Here is a 526-nt window from a genome sequence, read left to right as displayed (position 1 = left end):
TATATCGTGTTCTCGTCTTCACCGCTAAGCCTTACACCCATGGCCTCAGCCCGCTTAAGGTCTTTCTCAGTTAAGGTGGCATCAAGCGGTTTCCAAGCTTCAGCCTTAGGAAATAACGTTTGCACTTCTTTTGGAATAATACTGGATAAATCAAGCCAATTTCCCGGTTTAGAAGGCAGCGAATTCGGATTACCCGGGTTAGATTTTTTGACCGCTTCAACACCGTTAGCGATACCATCTTTATCACTGTCCAGCTCGGCGATCAGTCTTAAGGCGGCTTTGTTTTTTCCCTGATCTTCAAAGGCCTGTCCGTAAAAGTTTAAAGGTGTACCGCCACCTTCTTTGTGGCAAGCGTGACAAGATGGCGTATAGCCATAGTGCTGCTTGTATTGACGCGCAAAGGCAGGCATCGCGTAAATGTTTGCGGCATTCAATATCAAAACCAAGGCGAGCGATAGCTGTATGGCCTTTTTCAACATCGCTACTTGAAGTATGTGCATTGATAATATTCTCTCGATTATTCCAC

The 526-nt window shown here is 45.4% G+C and carries 1 protein-coding gene; it reads right to left on the bottom strand.

Annotated features, from left to right (window positions below; genetic code table 11):
• A partial coding sequence (locus tag A3729_RS30350) for a hypothetical protein (RefSeq protein ID WP_156498248.1) occupies positions 1–500 on the bottom strand: 500 nt, incomplete at its 3' end.
• Positions 501–526: the final 26 nt, after the last annotated feature.

It is taken from the genome of Oleiphilus sp. HI0043 (assembly GCF_001634935.1).
Note: the sequence above shows the minus strand (reverse complement) of the source record. Positions and strands in the feature narration are given on the sequence as shown.